16 protein-coding genes are annotated in these 14,616 nt (G+C 38.0%); 8 read left to right on the forward strand and 8 right to left on the reverse strand.

The features are described from left to right. Positions 1–386 precede the first annotated feature (386 nt). Together GK091_RS12905 and GK091_RS12910 are read left to right on the forward strand one after the other, a co-directional pair. Positions 387–2,486, forward strand: a complete 2,100-nt coding sequence (locus GK091_RS12905) for a hypothetical protein (protein ID WP_164038422.1) — start codon at positions 387–389, stop codon at positions 2,484–2,486. Beyond that, entirely contained in the window at positions 2,486–3,229 is a 744-nt protein-coding gene (locus GK091_RS12910) for a glycosyltransferase family 17 protein (RefSeq protein WP_164038425.1), read from the forward strand. The genes GK091_RS12905 and GK091_RS12910 overlap by 1 nt, the downstream gene beginning before the upstream one ends. 90 nt (positions 3,230–3,319) lie before the next feature. On the opposite strand, the gene GK091_RS12915 is transcribed toward GK091_RS12910, so the two are convergent. From GK091_RS12915 to GK091_RS12945, 7 genes are all read right to left on the reverse strand, one after another. Next, a complete protein-coding gene (locus GK091_RS12915; protein ID WP_164038428.1) occupies positions 3,320–4,492 on the reverse strand; it encodes a GIY-YIG nuclease family protein in 1,173 nt (390 codons plus the stop codon). Then, on the reverse strand, positions 4,483–4,830 hold the full coding sequence (locus GK091_RS12920; RefSeq protein WP_164038430.1) for an HNH endonuclease: 348 nt from the start codon (positions 4,828–4,830) through the stop codon (positions 4,483–4,485). Before GK091_RS12920 ends, GK091_RS12915 begins: the two co-directional genes overlap by 10 nt. Beyond that, positions 4,827–5,270, reverse strand: a complete 444-nt coding sequence (locus tag GK091_RS12925; protein ID WP_164038433.1) for a helix-turn-helix transcriptional regulator — start codon at positions 5,268–5,270, stop codon at positions 4,827–4,829. Before GK091_RS12925 ends, GK091_RS12920 begins: the two co-directional genes overlap by 4 nt. 3 nt (positions 5,271–5,273) lie before the next feature. After that, complete coding sequence (locus tag GK091_RS12930; protein WP_164038436.1) at positions 5,274–5,531, reverse strand: hypothetical protein; 258 nt, start codon at positions 5,529–5,531, stop codon at positions 5,274–5,276. Beyond that, positions 5,524–5,820 (reverse strand): hypothetical protein, encoded by a 297-nt coding sequence (locus GK091_RS12935; RefSeq protein ID WP_164038439.1) that lies wholly within the window; start codon positions 5,818–5,820, stop codon positions 5,524–5,526. The genes GK091_RS12930 and GK091_RS12935 overlap by 8 nt, the downstream gene beginning before the upstream one ends. A gap of 22 nt (positions 5,821–5,842) precedes the next feature. Then, on the reverse strand, positions 5,843–6,106 hold the full coding sequence (locus GK091_RS12940; RefSeq protein ID WP_164038442.1) for a hypothetical protein: 264 nt from the start codon (positions 6,104–6,106) through the stop codon (positions 5,843–5,845). A 205-nt stretch (positions 6,107–6,311) separates the two neighbouring features. Beyond that, positions 6,312–6,518, reverse strand: a complete 207-nt coding sequence (locus tag GK091_RS12945) for a helix-turn-helix domain-containing protein (protein ID WP_164038445.1) — start codon at positions 6,516–6,518, stop codon at positions 6,312–6,314. A gap of 389 nt (positions 6,519–6,907) precedes the next feature. Here GK091_RS12945 and GK091_RS12950 point away from each other — a divergent pair, with 389 nt between their 5' ends. Then, on the forward strand, positions 6,908–7,594 hold the full coding sequence (locus GK091_RS12950) for a hypothetical protein (RefSeq protein WP_164038449.1): 687 nt from the start codon (positions 6,908–6,910) through the stop codon (positions 7,592–7,594). Between the two features lie 155 nt (positions 7,595–7,749). Here the strand turns inward: GK091_RS12950 and GK091_RS12955 are convergent, their stop codons facing one another. Then, entirely contained in the window at positions 7,750–8,535 is a 786-nt protein-coding gene (locus GK091_RS12955) for a DUF2971 domain-containing protein (RefSeq protein ID WP_164038452.1), read from the reverse strand. 589 nt (positions 8,536–9,124) lie between these two features. On the opposite strand from GK091_RS12955, the gene GK091_RS12960 reads away from it, so the two are divergent. The 5 genes from GK091_RS12960 to GK091_RS12980 all read left to right on the forward strand — a co-directional run bounded on the left by GK091_RS12960 (position 9,125) and on the right by GK091_RS12980 (position 14,507). Next, positions 9,125–10,003 carry a DNA-methyltransferase gene (locus tag GK091_RS12960; protein ID WP_164038455.1) on the forward strand — a complete coding sequence of 293 codons (879 nt, stop codon included), beginning with the start codon at positions 9,125–9,127 and terminating at the stop codon, positions 10,001–10,003. 10 nt (positions 10,004–10,013) lie between these two features. Then, a complete protein-coding gene (locus GK091_RS12965; protein ID WP_164038458.1) occupies positions 10,014–11,984 on the forward strand; it encodes an AAA family ATPase in 1,971 nt (656 codons plus the stop codon). Positions 11,985–12,004: 20 nt separating this feature from the next. Next, on the forward strand, positions 12,005–12,625 hold the full coding sequence (locus tag GK091_RS12970) for a hypothetical protein (RefSeq protein ID WP_164038462.1): 621 nt from the start codon (positions 12,005–12,007) through the stop codon (positions 12,623–12,625). Between the two features lie 611 nt (positions 12,626–13,236). Next, entirely contained in the window at positions 13,237–14,124 is an 888-nt protein-coding gene (locus GK091_RS12975) for a DUF5694 domain-containing protein (protein ID WP_164038465.1), read from the forward strand. A gap of 209 nt (positions 14,125–14,333) precedes the next feature. Continuing rightward, positions 14,334–14,507, forward strand: coding sequence for a hypothetical protein (locus tag GK091_RS12980; protein ID WP_164038470.1), 174 nt, complete (start codon positions 14,334–14,336; stop codon positions 14,505–14,507). Positions 14,508–14,616: the final 109 nt, after the last annotated feature.

Here is a 14,616-nt window from a genome sequence, read left to right on the forward strand (position 1 = left end):
GTATATTCATATAAAAAGCTCGACCTCAAATTGTGTCGAGCTTTTCGTTTCTATCCACACCAAAACAAAGCCGTTCGAAAACAGCGTTTGCTTTTCGAATCAAAGATAATATCTAATGTCATTTAACAATCGTAACAAATCTGTCTAAACATATTGAATTCAACTAATCACAATTTTTAATTCAGCTAACCTATTTATGTCCATTATGCCAGTTATCTAATTTAAGAATAAGCATGTTCCCGGCCACTATTTAATGTACTCACTATAAGCTATTTATATAGAAGAGGCTTCACTTGTAAATATTAGAACCATATAAAACACGTGAAAAATACGGTTTTAAATCATACTGGTTCTCAATACATTTGAAAGTTCAAGCAAATAGCAATATGAGAAAGATATCCTCTACTTTAAAAATCAGCCTTTTTTACATATGCTTTTTATATTCTACTTCCGCTCTAGGGCAGTTCATTGCTCCAACGACTGCTGTGGAATTTGATTCAATTACAAAAGATGTTAAAAACTCAATACCGTTTGATCAACCTTTTACCCTTAAGATTACGTACAAAGATAAGTCAAAGCCAGTCGATCTATCAATTTACGAACTTGATAAATACGGAAAAATTAAGCCTTTAACGCGGAGAGAATTCTTACAAACAAGTTTAAATAATTATGATAAACCCAAAAAAAGGGAATTTCTATTAACTGGTAGAACAGATGAAAATCTTACTGCTTACAAAGTTGCAGTAAGTAGAAGGAAAAATTTTGTTAAGGAATTGAAAGCGTATTACAAAAACAATAGAAATTATACACAGCCACTCTACTCAATAAAAGAGTTTCCTTCGGTTGTGTATGGAAAAGAGACCACCACTATCATCGCTAAAATACCACCATTAAACCCTGCTAGTATTTACAAATTTGATTTAACCAAGACTGACGATAATGGTTTTAATGATATTTTCCAATTGACGTTGAAAGAAGTGCTAGAAAAAAGTAATGAAGCAGAATTAGACTTTAATGTCTTTCTTAACAAATATCCAAGCAATAACTTCAAACCAATAACGTATGAATCATTTAAAAATGAAATAAATTCATACCGAGTGCGATATAAAACCAATAATGACATTGCTGGTTTATATCGAACAATAGTGCTTACGGCTTCAGACCAAATACCAACGTTTGAAAAATCCCTTGAAAATACAACCACTTCTTTCCATATCAACGATCTTCAAAAGAGCCGTTTAAGTACTGATGATAAAAATACATGGTGGATTATTAATAAAGGTTCTTTACTTGATGCTGCAAATAAAAGCCTCATTAATAACAATAGGTATAACTTATATCTTTATGACTATACTATAATGCGTTCATCCAATACTAAACACACTGAACGTATTGAAAATTATGGTTTATACAATTTCAAAAATGGTTTTTTAGTAAACGATAAAAATGAAACTTTTAAAGAAACAAAATTGAGTGTAGTCAAAGAGCCTTTTATTTATTCAGTTGTAAGATTTCATGAGATTGAAGCTGATCTTGCCAAAGACATACTAGCTTCAATAAAGTTTGATTCATCTTTAGAAAAATTATATAACTTCACTATAAACTGGAGCTGTTCTGCTAGTGAATATTATTGTAAAAATAAAAATTCATTCATCAAAATACTTTCAAACTCTAAGGGCAAAAACACAAAATGGGATGAAGTATTATCTGGAAAACGTTTGATAAGCTTCAGTCCATTTGATGATCTTTTACAAGATAATAATCTTTTAGGTAGACAAAAAAACTTACTAACTTCTATAAAAACAACGGATTCACTGATCAACTATATTGACTACATAAAGTCTATTAAAGGTATAGATCCGGAAATAAGAATAAATGAACTAATTGATAATTATAAGACAATTCAAAATAAACTTATTACCTCATCAGGTAAACTCAATGAAATGATTGAGCAAAAATCAAACTATATAACTAGTGTCTCAGAGATTGTTAATGTGAATACTACCGAATATTCTAAAGGCACAACCAACCAGTTTGAGTTTATAACCAGAAACAAACTCACTATAGTGCCAGACTTTGGGTTAATAGTTGTTGCCAGAGGTGGAAGTTCATTTGCGGCAACAAACATTCTTCCTTATTTAGGCTTTAACATCAATTTTCGTCAAATAAATAAAGATATACCCTTTAGTACTATCAGAAATAAAACAGTAGCTCATCGACTATCCTTTATGGCTGGGATAACTCTTTCTTCATTGGCAATACAAGGAGAACGAGAAGATTTGTTTTCTGGTAAGTCGCTAATGACTGGACTGGGCATTCGATTTAATAATGTCGTAAAACTAGCTCTAGGCGGAGTTTGGTTCAAAGCGTTAAGCACAAAGCCTTTAAGCGTAGAGAAAAAGCTTATGTTTTCGCCCTACGTTGGCTTATCACTAGATCTTGAATTAAAAGATTTATTTGGAGGTATAGCTAAATTATTTAACTGATGAAAAAAGAAAAACCTGCACTACTTCTTTTATTCTTGCTTTTAACTGGTTGCTTTAATCCAGACAAATATTTGCAACCTGTAGACTACAAGGATTTAGTTCAATTTGTGCGTCCATTAAGTAGAACAATTGTTGCAGATGATAGCTCATCTACTTTGGTTGAAGTTACATTTCCTGCTAATGTAACGGATAGCAATAAAACTGTAACTATCAATACAACCACAGGCTATTTCGCGGATAACGGGAAAAGATCTATTCAACTACCATCAAAGATCATAAAATCGGAAGGTGAAAATAAGCGAGTTTCTAGCGTTCGCTTAAAGGGAGGAGTCATAGAAGGAGATGCAATTATAACAGCAAAAGTTGGTGATACGCCCTCTGCGGATACGTTAACAGTTAAATTTTTAAAAGCTTATCCGACGCAAATCAAACTTGATTTAAGCTCATTCTCGGTGAAATCAAGCTTCGGTAGCGAACTTACACTAACCGCTACAGTTAGTAGAAAAAAAGGTAAGCCTTCAGTTGGCAACCTAGTTTCGTTCTCAGTAATTAATGCATTGTCAGGAAATTCAATTGGAGAGTTTAGGTCACTAAATGATCTCTCAAATGATAAAGGGGTGGCCACTGTTATCTTCGGAATTAAAGATGATTGTTGTATAGGCGACGCGAGAGCAGTTGTGTCAGTGAAGGATTCACTGGGTAACACCCTGACTACTTCAAAAAATATAGCTATCACTAAATAGAGAATCCAATACAAATACTTCAACCTATGGAATGGACAGTTGAAGTATTTGTTGCTATCGAAAATAAAGGAGTTATTTATCGGAGGTACACTAGCTGACATACTCCCATTTAAAGCCAGCGTGCAAAACCTTGTGGTGACGGCCTGATTTATTGACATAAAAACCGCGACAGGCATTTTTAATAGACTCTGCATTCAAACCAAGTTCTTTCGTTACTTGCGGTGCATTGTCCCACATCCGCACAACTTCTCCGGTATTTAGATCAATCTGAGCGATCCCCTTACCTCTCACATTCTTAACTCTAACTATATGGCTTTTATCATATATACCGGACTCCAATTCGGTATACTCCCATCTGTAACCCGCGTGAGTGGTCTTTTCGTAACGGCCATATTTGTTGCTGGAAAAGCCCCGACAGGTATATCTTATACAGCTGGCCGGAATGTCCAATGATTGCTGAATTGCCGTTACGCTTTCCCATACCCGTATTACTTGAGATGTTTCAATATTTATCTGGGCAACTCTTTTGGTCATCTTAACTACTCGTATCGCTGAAATTTGGTTAAGCTGCTCCTTTGTAAATGGGTTTCGCTTTCTCGCTTCTGCTATTTTTTTTCGGGTTTCCTCTGATGCTTTTCGTCCAATATTTTTACTAGGATTTAAGGCGTAGTAAGCTCTCTGTCGATCACCTTTGGCATCATTTGCCTCTGTCGAGTGTTTGCAACCCAAAGCAAAATTAGTGGCTACCTTTGCCCGATTATACCCCTTAGCCTTATTGTAAGATTGGTAAAAATCCAGCCAATACTGTTCGCGCTCATTAAGTTTCGCTAGATTATCAACTCGCTCTAATACTTCAAAGTTAAAGCTGTCAATGCTGTACTTTTTCAAGGCGGGGGAAAGTCCTGTCGAGTGAGAATTGACATTGTCCTTTCTATGCTCCTTGTATCTTAGATGAATATTGCGGGACTGTCCAATATAAATTTTACCGTTAATGCGATTAGTAAATTTATAAATGCCGGGGAATCGACATTCAGGAAGGGGAGTTGGGTCTATTACGCAAGTCCATGTTTGAACTTTGGGTATTGCTGATTTATTCTGTTTACGGCGAACTACCCCGGCTCCATCCAGTATGCGATGGATAGTGGTTTTAGAGCAACTATACTGCTTAGCAAGGTTTACAAGCGTTTTGCCATTTATATAAGCCTGAATAATGGTCAATTCCTGTTCTTGACTGAATAAGCTATTGGTTGGTTTTAATCCCATTGTTTATATTTCTTTTTAACAGGTTTAACAAAGTTCTTAGGAAAGCTATCCGTTTGTTCATGGCAGGTACGGCACAGGGTTTGCCCGTTGGAAATTTGCCATAAGGCCGGGCACGCTATAGCCTCATCAACACTGGTAATCGCGTGAGTCTTTACCAGTGTTGATAGTTCCCTGATATGGTGCGCTTCGATGATGATCTTTCGCCCATTGCGTTTGCCGCACACTTGACACGTAAACCGGTCCCGGATAAATACAGACCTCTTCCATTCCTGATACTCATCCAGCCGACGGATGTACCGAACAAGTGCCGTAGTGGATAACCCTTTATCTTTGTTCATAAGATCATCAGGTTATCAATGGCAAACTTGAGTATGTCCCGTGCGCTGCCTAAGCCTAGCTTTGCGGCTATATGAGCCTTGTGGTTTGCCAGTGTGCGGTACGAAATGCTGAGCAGTCTAACTATATCCTCGCTCCGCTGGCCCTGGCCGATGAGCCGAAGCACAAGCAATTCCTGTTTACCCAGCTTGCCTATACCCTCAAAGTCCGTCGGTGACACCACCCGTACCGTTACAGTTCTTGCCCGTCGTTTATTTTCTTTTGCCAGTAAATCCCGAATGCCCCAAATGCTCAAATCCTGAATGGAACCAACGAGTAGCTCGCTAATGTCCAGAAACATACGAGACACGTACGTATTAGTTTTTTCGTGTTCCTGATAGCCATTGAGGGCTATGGACAACACGGCCAAAGCCGCATCGTCCAGATTTTTCAAGTCTCTCATGGCCTAGTTTTCCGCTAAGGGTAAATACAGGTTTTCCGCTTCGGCAAACCGATATACCTTGTCAATCACATCAATCCGTTCGGCAACACAGAGCAACGACTCGTTTTTACTCCGTGGGTAGGAGCCTAAATCTATGCCGTAGTAATAGAGCAATTTGGCGTAGATTCGGGCGTAGACTTCTGAACGGGGTTCGTTCCAGAGAATGGCGGCATGAGTGACAACCCGGTGAGTTAGGGCGCGGACGCTTAGGGTATTATTCATGGTCCTGCCCTCCTTTCTGGAAATCGATCAGGAATTGTAATCCGTCATGAGCCGATTGCAGGTCAGTTAAGAAATTGACTAAACCAAGTAGATCGTACAGGGTATTCTGATTGGAGGTTGCGCTTAGATCACGCTGATTTGTGGTAAGCCAGTGATAAAGGACTCTGTTAATTGCCTTAATGGGCAGGTTGCCATCCAAGTAGTCATCAACTACCCGCAGTACTCCAACCTGGGCACTATACAACTCTTCGGATACAGCAGGGAATACCGGCTGCCGACTATCCTCCATTGTAAGAATTGGGCATGATGTACTACACATTACCCTGCCCTCCTTTCTGAACAATGGTAGTCCTTACGTTACAGGAATCAATGACGTTGCCGTTGCCGACCTGATTAATCTCGGAATAGACATTGACAGTGATCGTAACCCGCTTGATACTGCGAAAAAACGTCGTCAGCAGGTCAAGCAGTTGCCGAGCATCCGGCTCTTGGGGGGATTTGGCCGCATTTTGGGCCTTTGGTGTAGGAAAGAGCGCATTTCTCCCCTTACCCGCGTACCTTTGTACCGTGTTCATTATAAACTGATCGTTTAGAGTGGCACTTGCCCCGCAGCTACGCCGTCCAAAGTATAGCGCGGGGTTTTTTGTTGCTTATCAAGTCAGTTCATACCGTCCAGCGGGCAACCTCATCGGTACTATATCGCCTTTTCTGTTCCTAATTGACAAGTCAAAGGTACACAAAACCTTTATTATATCAAATGTTTTTGGTCGAAAAAATAGGTCATTTCAAGGATATGTTTAATTTAACTTGTAGTGCTTCCGCTATTTTATCTAATGTGTCAAGAGTAAGATTCTGCTTACCTGCCTCGTAGTTAGTTACAGTTGATTCCGCCAACCCCAACTTTTCGCCTAGTTCTTTCTGAGTTAATCCTTTCTGCTTTCTAGCCGCTCTAATAAGCAGCCCAATTTTCTCTTTACTATCTCCCATCTCTTTAAAACCTTTTATATATGCAAAGTTACTTAATTGGCGTAACCCTGCAACGAAGTCACGTCAAAACGCATTAATTGCTAGGTTCAAATTTAGCCATCGGCAACCAAATTGAGAATGTCAATATTTTTGAAATGCCGACTCTCATTAATGTCAACCTTTTTTGCAATATAGTATATTCAAACAAATGTACATTTTTAATCCGTTTAATCAATTAGCAAAATAATTGCTTTTTACTTTTTGCTTTAAAGAGTTTATTCATTATCATGAGGGCAAATATATTTTTGAGCCAATGTAGATTAATTGTAAAGTTTGAATTTATAACGTTACTAGAACATATTATTAGACAACTTTCTTTTCTAAAATAAGGTCCTCGCCAGTCAATTGCAATGAACAAAAAATTGAAGAACTCAATCGAAATTGTTGGCCTAGTAGTAACGATTTGGGGAATAATTACGGCCATTCAGAATGAAAAAATAGTTTACATTTTTTTACTATTATTTGTTTTGGCAGCACTAAGTTTTGTTGCTTTCAGAGAGTATATTTTCAAATCAATAGAATTCCACTCAATTGATTATGAATTTACAATCCATGACAAAGAGGGTAAGAGAGCAGTTTGTAAAAAAAAGAAGTTATTTACAGTATATAGTAAGAATTTTACTACACTACATGATAAAAACATTGGTGGTACTGGTAATGTAAACTTTATAAAAAGTAATATGGGTAAACCTATGCAAGTTACCGAAGGAGGTTCTATATCACTAATTACTATGTTCCATCCACCACTTAAGGAAGATATACAACACAAGCATACTATTGAAATGGAATATATAAATTGCTTTACCGAATCTATTGAGTCGATCTTGATTCAAGCAGACAGGAAATGTGCAGCAGTAACGACTAATATTTCCTTTCCGCATGACAGACCATGCAAATCTGCAAAAGCATATTTATTTTTCGATGATTCTGCAACACAGTTGGACAAACCTACAATCTCAGACGATGGAAAAAAATTAGAATTTGTTGTTACAAAACCAAAACAGTTTGGGAAGTATAACATCGAATTCACGTGGTAAATAAAGTATTATAAGGAATACAAATATCACAAAATACATTCCCAGTGTTACTAATTAGCACTTATCGCTAGATTAAAGTTAACTTATTGTCCATTTTAATTGTTTAATAAATTGGGTTTATATACACGTATCTATCCAGCTTGAGTAACTCCTATTCAATAAATTGGCCCCTTGTTCAAGTCTGAATGTATAATAGGGAAATGGCAATCAAATTTCTCGGTTACGTCTTCAACTAAGTCGCTGAACCATCTTGGCGCACCAGGGGCAATTAATACAGCCTCAATTATCTCACTTAAATTGATCGGTACTTGTTCGTAAGTACGCGGGTTGTCTTGCTCAAAAGAGTCGGGGTTTTTTATAGCCTGCTCAAAATCATAAACATCTGCATAGCAAACACGCAATTCTTTTTCATGCTCAAAAGACTTTCGCTTAAACATTACATTATAAGTCTTTTCGTCTTTTTCTTTTGTATAAACCTGATAATCGATATATTTTACTTTGCCTACATGACAACTCATCGGCAAGGCATTTCTTAATTTATCATAAGTAGTTTGAATAGATATTGCCTCATTAGACTTAGCATATAACTTCCACATCGCTGCTGACTCATACTCGTTCATGTGCCAGCAATTAATGAATATATACTGACGCTGGAACTTCTCCCACACCCATTTCAATAGTTCTGATGATTGCTCCGGCGTATACTTATGCTTATCGGTGTGTTCTTTTTTGAATTCTTCTAATCTCTTGAGAACTTCCTGTTTTGGAGTATATCCTTCATACTGATCTTCAAATTGATCGCATCTGGTTAAATGAAGTTTACTACTATTAAGCATTGAGACATATTTAGTAAAGTCCATATACCGCCATATTTTAGGATTTTCGCCAATTGGGACATTGAAAAGCATCCTTTCTGCCTCTTCTATTTCCTTTTTATTCATATATAAACAAAGGCGATTGTAGTATCGCTAAAAATTACTTAATCAGTTGGCAAGCCATGAAAGTGAAAGAGCAATTTGGCCTCTTCCTTGCTCTTAGAAAGAATAAGGCTTTCGTTATGCGATTGAGGATATATACTAGACCTAATATCGATTAAATGAAGATCCCTTCGCAAAATGACATCAATCTGAGCTACGTTAACTTTATCGTAGATCACATACATGTTATTTTCTGGCTTATTTCTTCGTTCAAAACCTTTTGTTTACAGCCAATTGATAAAATTAAATAAGTTCGTATTTTCCATGTAGCTATGTAACAAGTTCAGAGATACAAAGCTAACATTATGAACTAGCTATAACACAGCTAGCATCGAAAACATATCTGGTAAATTACCCAACTTACCTACAAGTGCAATAATTAGCAAGACAAGTATTTATCCAGATTGCGTAACTCAAAGTAAAAACTCTTAACTAACGGATTCATAATTGATTAAAAATAGATCTTATTAAAAACAGAGATTATTTGACTCATATTTCGCTAAAGCCTTCGTGAACCGCTATTTTAGAGCAGATTTTTATAATTTAATGCTTGATGATCGCCGCTGAACACGAAAATAGTACCTCCGCCTATGATGGTATTAATAAATACGAAGGAGTAAGTAGTAAAGGAAACGATTGGGCCGTTTATAATGGTGATTCTCAAGAGGTGTTAAAGCAGCTAACAAGTGACCAATTTGACTGTGTAGTGACATCTCCCCCCTATTTTTGGCTAAGAGATTATGGGTATGAAGGTCAGATAGGATTAGAAGAATCAGTAGACGAGTTTATCGAAAATCTCTGTTTGACGTTTGATGAGATTTATAGAGTCATGAAACCTTCCGGTGTTTTTTTCTTAAATATTGGTGATACCTACTATTCAGGAAAAGGAGAATCGAAAGGCGTAGACAAAAAAAGTAGTAAACGTAGATTTGGCCTCAGAGCAGTTGATAAAAGTGGTGGGCTGGGTATTGGCATAAGACCTAAATCTTTGATAGGTATTCCATGGCGAGTCGCTACGGAAATGATTCGTAGGGGGTGGGTTTTGAGAAGTACTATAATTTGGTATAGAAAGCATGCATTGCCCGAATCGGTTAGAGATAGGCCAAGAAGAAGTTATGAGTTTGTATTTATGATGACAAAACATAAGGATTATTATTTCAATAGAGAGCCTTTAAAAGAGGTTGAACAGGAAGATATGTGGACTATAACCGCTAGACCAAAATCTCAAAATCTTGGTACGGCGCCATATCCGGATGAACTAGTTGAAAGATGTTTAAGCATTGGTTGTCCAAATTCAGGGTTGGTATTAGATCCATTTCTTGGGAGCGGGACAACGGCCAGAGTTGCTCTAAATATGGGGCGTGATGTAGTTGGGATTGATTTAAGTAAAGAATTCTGTGAGTACACAGTGAATCAATTGCAATCTTTATAGAATCAAATTCATGTATATTAGCCAAGATGCTCTCCACCGTGCCCTTATAGATTTAGAAAATGTTCAACCATTTTATGGTATAACATTTCTTGTATGCAAAAATTATAAATTGCCTATTGGTAATCCAGTTTCCTTTCCGATAAGTCAGTTAGAAAGCGACTTGTTAAACAGATATTATAGGCCCATACCTGAAAGTATTTACTTCTTTAGGGTATTTAGGCCGTCTGACAAAAATAAATTCTGGCTTGAGCCAAATTACCCCTCGACTGGTTCACAGAGCAATCGAACCCAAAAATTTGGCCAAGCGTTTAACCATCCAAAGAAATCAGACCTTTGGTCATGGAGTAAAGATTATGTAAAGGTCTTACAAGATAATTTGCAAAATGGAAAGAAAATCCCATTACACAGTTTAGCTATTTGGCTATATAGAGACTACGATTGGGATCTTGCAAAACTTGATGCTTCCGTTTTAGGAAATTCATTTATTCAAGAATTTTCAATTAATAATGCTGAATTAGACGCATTATTTGAATATGAATCAAACTTGCCCATTGAGTATATGGGTAGTAATCTTTGGTCAGATGAGAGATATAGTTGGGGGCTTTTGAAGAATTATTTTTCAATTCCGGTTCCTACTGACTCGCCTATTGAACAAATTAGATCCCTACAAAAACTACATATTGAAAATATTGGCCCTGCGCAAGAATTCGATATAAACTTTGGGAAAGGTCTTAATATTTTTACAGGGGATAATGGTTTAGGCAAGACCTTTATTCTAGAATTAATATGGTGGGCCCTTACTGGCACATGGACAAGTGATCCAATTTATCCAAATCAAATTGAGAGTAAATTTAGTGGTCACAGTTATAAAAACCCTTTAATTTCTTTTGAGCTAGAAGGCATTAATGGCACACCAGAATATTACCAAGCATACTTTAGTCGGTTAACAAATAACTGGCAAAGAACAGAAGTATCATCAGCAACTGGTTTGGTCATATATGCCCGCGCTGACGGCTTATTTGCAGTTATGGATCCTTCCACTCCTCAAAGCTCACCAAACAATTTAGAAATTAAGCCTATCATTTTTAGGAAAGAAGACGTATGGGAAGGTATATCTTCAAATAAAGATGATGTACTAAGCTCTGCGAGGGGATATTCTAATCGAATATGCAATGGGTTGCTTGTAGATTGGATAAACTGGCAACAAGCTGATGATGAATCTTTTGAACTTTTAATAAAAGTATTAGAACGCCTATCTCCACCAGACACAGGAGATTTAGGCAAAATGTCCCCAGGTAAGCCAGCGAGGATTTTTCGCGACAGCCGACTCATTCCGACAGTTAAACATTCTTATGGAGAAATTCCTGTTCTTTACGCCTCTGATGGAGTAAAAAGAGTATTAGCCTTAGCATATCTGATAGTTTGGACTTGGCAAGAACACAAATTTAATGCAGCTACTATACAGGAATCTCCACTCAAAAATTTAGTTTTTATTATTGACGAAGTTGAAATAAACCTACATCCTCAATGGCAACGTAGAATTTTACCTGCGCTCTTAGAGGTGTTTAAGGATTTAGACTTAGAACTTTCAGTTCAATTTATGGTTTCGTCCCATTCCCCTATAGTTCTCAGTTCTATAGAGAATCAATTTGATGAAGATAAAGATAAATTATACCATCTGGATATAATAGAAAATAATCATAGGCGATATGCTGAGGTCATTATTAAAGATATAGATTTTGAAAAAAGGGGGACTATTGATTCTTGGCTAACCTCGCAGATTTTCGAATTAAAAGAGCCAAGAGGAAGTTTGGGTAGTGAGGATATAATAAGCAAAGCCGTTAAGCTTCAGTTGGAAGAGAATATTTCAAGAGATAAAGTTTTAAGAATCACACAACAATTGCTTGAATTACTCCCTCCTCACGATAAATTTTGGGTTCGTTGGCGATCCTTTGCAAGCCGATATGATGTAGAAGTATAATTAAATTACTATTATTTACTATGTTACAAATAGTTGCGAAACCAGAACCTCATGATTTTGATTTGAAAGTTAGAATACCAGGAAGTAAATTCTTGGCATTAGTACCTAAACCAAGAACACAAGACTGGAAAGGGAAGGAGTACTGGCGCGACGTTCTACCCGAATTGCGTACAGCTTATGAATGGATTTGCGCCTATTGTGCAACAAAAATTCCCAGAACAAATGGTGAGCCTACTGTAGATCATTTTGAACCTAGAGCTAGCAGTCCACTTAAAGCTTATGAATGGAATAACTTTAGATTGGCTTCAAAAAAGTTTAATTCGCGCAAACATGTAAAAGCCATAGTGGATCCATTCAATGTTAAACCTAATTGGTTTATAATAGACTTTGATACTTTTCTTATTAAACCTAATGATGAACCAAATTTCTTAACTAAGGTCGAATTTGAACTAATTAAATATACTATCAAGGAATTAAAATTAAATACTGATCAGGATCTTGTAGAGGAAAGAATAGAATATATCACAAGCTATATTAAAGACGATTGTTCATTAATACACCTCGAACGATGGGTTCCATTTATTGCTTACGAACTCAAAAGGCAAAAGTTAGAGTTGAAAATTAAGCTAAGAAGAATTTAACAAAATTTCGCCACTCTATCAGGGGTGGAATAGATTCTATACGTCCCTATATACAGACTAAAGACCATTCTTCACAATCTGCCAAACGGTGACCCTAGACCGTATACCAAATTTCTCCATCACCTTCTGAGCACAGGCGGTCTTTTGCCCCCCCTCTCCTATTAAGCGTTCGTAGAGAGCTTTAATCTTCTTGTTACGCTTTTGTAATTGCTTCTGATGAGGTGTTAGTAAGTTCATAAAAATAAGTTTGCTTATCTCAGTTTTTAATTCGCTTCAGTTTCCGATTTGCTGTGATGCGCAGAAATACCGTGTGCCGACCGTCAGCCCCCGGTTTTGAGTTCAGTTCAAATTTGTAGCTGATGTTCATTCTCAAAGCTACGAATACTGAAACAAATACTGAAACAAATCGACTATACTATGTTGTACAATAGTGTTCGTATGTGTTTAAATCCCTAACTTGCAGTGCGAAAGGTGCCGCTATATGCTGTAAATGTGTTCTCCCCGTGGTCACACAAATAACTTATTATCAAGCACTTACAATCAATAGTAAGTGCTTTTTTAGTGTCTGGTCTGCCCGCTGGTTTAACTGTCCCTTTGTGTCCCAGTGAAGAATGAGAACGCCAACAACTACACGCAGTGCCAAATCATTACTTAATGTACTCGTTGCAGGACTACTTCTTCCCTTTTTGGGTATAGCCCAGAGCGAACCCACCCAGATCCTGTTGGTTGGCTGTGACCACCTTCAGCAAGTCTATAAAAAAGACAATCCCAATACAGATGCCTTTTCGCCAAAAAACCAAGCCGAACTAGCCAGCATCGTTCGTCGCCTTAAGGCCTATAAGCCTGATCTAATTCTCGTTGAGCGACTACCCGACGATCAGCCGAAACTGGATAGTACCTACAAACTATTCGTTGACAACAAACTTAACCTCACGGATCTACCCGACGGGCGGGCCGAAGAGTATCAGCTTGGGTTTGTTTTAGGAAAAACGCTGGGACTAAAGCAGATTGTTGGTGTCAATGCACCGGGCGGCACCTCACAGAGCATCCTGAGTAACGGCCAGAACATTGAGCTGTACAGACAGGAAGGCCTTCAGCTCCGGACCATGGTCAACGATAAATATGGACAGCTTCAGCGGGGTGATTTATCGTTCAGCAACTTTATTCTGTTTCTGAACCAGCCGGAGACGATTCATAAAGTGTACCATTTACGTTACATGACACCGGCGCTCGTAACGAATGGCCGCTTCACGAATCCGGACGCTATGGTCGATACCGCTTTCGTCAACCCCAGGTACATCGGAGCCGAACTCATATCGGTCTTTAAAAACAGGGACTATAAAATTTACTCCAACATTGTCACGACTCAGTTGGCTCAACAGGCGAAACGAGTAGTCGTCATCCTTGGCGTAGCCCATATTGGTTCGTTACAAAGCATCTTCCGGGATGATCCAGCGTTCAACTTAGTGGACGCATCAACCTACCTGACTAAAAACTAATGCAGTGAATCGGTAACGCCTGACCAAGCCGGCATTTTCTCTCAGGCACTTATCCAAATTAGTTACGCTATCAGTGGCCGGACGCGAGTTATTGCGGTCTGGCTCCACTAGATCTATGGGCCCTGGCGACCTCTGTCAGGTCTTACCCAAAAGTTGCGCATTTCTGGCAACCTCAACGCAACGACATGAGCAGCTGACCGTCTTAGCCAGTGGGTTTGTATCTTGTTACCTGTGTACGACCGCTCCTGCGTCTCGTCGACGTTGAGACTTATTTCCAGACCACTACCCATGAGTTTGATGCCTTTTTTCTCGGCTGGCCTGACTGGTATCTGATGGCAACCCGCAGTCAGGATGTGGAGGGCAACGCAGGCAATCAACCATAAAGCAGCGGGCTGTTTGCGTTGCTCATTTAAAAAAAGCTACTAAATACACCCGCATTCATTCGGATTTCGTAACTTACTATAATCCCGAATCTGTTCCATTAGCTAAATA

The sequence above is a fragment of the Spirosoma agri genome (genome assembly GCF_010747415.1).
Lineage (GTDB): Bacteria > Bacteroidota > Bacteroidia > Cytophagales > Spirosomataceae > Spirosoma > Spirosoma agri.

Coding starts and splice junctions, on each gene's coding strand:
- GK091_RS12905 (WP_164038422.1), top strand. CDS start 387: ATGAGAAAGATATCCTCTACTTTAAAAATCAGCCTTTTTTACATATGC.
- GK091_RS12910 (WP_164038425.1), top strand. CDS start 2,486: ATGAAAAAAGAAAAACCTGCACTACTTCTTTTATTCTTGCTTTTAACT.
- GK091_RS12915 (WP_164038428.1), bottom strand. CDS start 4,492: ATGGGATTAAAACCAACCAATAGCTTATTCAGTCAAGAACAGGAATTG.
- GK091_RS12920 (WP_164038430.1), bottom strand. CDS start 4,830: ATGAACAAAGATAAAGGGTTATCCACTACGGCACTTGTTCGGTACATC.
- GK091_RS12925 (WP_164038433.1), bottom strand. CDS start 5,270: ATGAGAGACTTGAAAAATCTGGACGATGCGGCTTTGGCCGTGTTGTCC.
- GK091_RS12930 (WP_164038436.1), bottom strand. CDS start 5,531: ATGAATAATACCCTAAGCGTCCGCGCCCTAACTCACCGGGTTGTCACT.
- GK091_RS12935 (WP_164038439.1), bottom strand. CDS start 5,820: ATGGAGGATAGTCGGCAGCCGGTATTCCCTGCTGTATCCGAAGAGTTG.
- GK091_RS12940 (WP_164038442.1), bottom strand. CDS start 6,106: ATGAACACGGTACAAAGGTACGCGGGTAAGGGGAGAAATGCGCTCTTT.
- GK091_RS12945 (WP_164038445.1), bottom strand. CDS start 6,518: ATGGGAGATAGTAAAGAGAAAATTGGGCTGCTTATTAGAGCGGCTAGA.
- GK091_RS12950 (WP_164038449.1), top strand. CDS start 6,908: ATGAACAAAAAATTGAAGAACTCAATCGAAATTGTTGGCCTAGTAGTA.
- GK091_RS12955 (WP_164038452.1), bottom strand. CDS start 8,535: ATGAATAAAAAGGAAATAGAAGAGGCAGAAAGGATGCTTTTCAATGTC.
- GK091_RS12960 (WP_164038455.1), top strand. CDS start 9,125: ATGATCGCCGCTGAACACGAAAATAGTACCTCCGCCTATGATGGTATT.
- GK091_RS12965 (WP_164038458.1), top strand. CDS start 10,014: ATGTATATTAGCCAAGATGCTCTCCACCGTGCCCTTATAGATTTAGAA.
- GK091_RS12970 (WP_164038462.1), top strand. CDS start 12,005: ATGTTACAAATAGTTGCGAAACCAGAACCTCATGATTTTGATTTGAAA.
- GK091_RS12975 (WP_164038465.1), top strand. CDS start 13,237: ATGAGAACGCCAACAACTACACGCAGTGCCAAATCATTACTTAATGTA.